At 55.7% G+C, this 826-nt stretch carries 1 protein-coding gene; it reads left to right on the top strand.

Annotation, left to right across the window (positions count from 1 at the left end; translation table 11 throughout):
• Positions 1 to 65 precede the first annotated feature (65 nt).
• Positions 66 to 826, top strand: a 761-nt coding sequence (locus tag V6R85_RS25995) for an IS30 family transposase (protein ID WP_336377356.1), incomplete at its 3' end; no start/stop codon positions are given.

Here is an 826-nt window from a genome sequence, read left to right as displayed (position 1 = left end):
GGTACATTCTATTTCCAAGTGCGACATGCCAGTGATTTCAATGGCTTCACTTTGGAGATTTTCGCATGTCCGGATGTTATTCGCAATTGACCCTCGCCGATCGTCGCCTTCTTCATCGTCTCGTTGATCAGAAAGTCACTATCAACGAGATGGCCCGCCGGCTCGGACGCCATAGGTCAACCATCTATCGCGAAATCCGTCGCAACACCTTCCATGACCGTGAGCTTCCCCAGTACACCGGTTACTTCGGGACGATCGCTGATCAACTGACCCGCGAGCGACGAAGACGCTTGCGCAAGCTGCGACGCCATCCGGATCTGCGAGCCGACGTCATCCGTCAACTCAAGGCTCGATGGTCTCCCGAGCAGATCGCCGGGCGTCTGCTGTCGGAGGGAATAAGCCCTGTTCGCGTGTCCGCCGAAACGATCTACCGGTTCATTTACAGCAAGGAAGATTATGCGCTCGGCCTCTATCAATACCTGCCGGAAGCGCGCCGCAAGCGTCGTCCTCTCCGCTCCAGAAAACCGCGCGATGGTGCTTTTCCAGCAAGCCATCGTATCGGCCAAAGGCCTGATTTCATTGGAAACAGATCGCAGTTTGGTCATTGGGAGGGCGACCTCATCATATTCGAGCGTCCGTTTGGCCATGCCAATGTCACATCACTCGTTGAGCGCAAAAGCCGCTATACCGTTCTGATCAAGAACCCGAGCCGGCACTCGCGTCCGATCATGGACAAAATCATTCGTGCATTCTCTTCCCTGCCCGCCTTCGCGCGTCAGAGCTTCACCTTTGATCGCGGTACGGAGTTTGCCGCATTCCGGGCTTT

Source organism: Agrobacterium sp. CCNWLW32 (assembly GCF_037083425.1).
Classification (GTDB): domain Bacteria; phylum Pseudomonadota; class Alphaproteobacteria; order Rhizobiales; family Rhizobiaceae; genus Agrobacterium; species Agrobacterium radiobacter.
The sequence above is the reverse complement of the archived record's forward strand: the minus strand, read 5'-3'. Positions and strand labels throughout refer to the sequence as shown.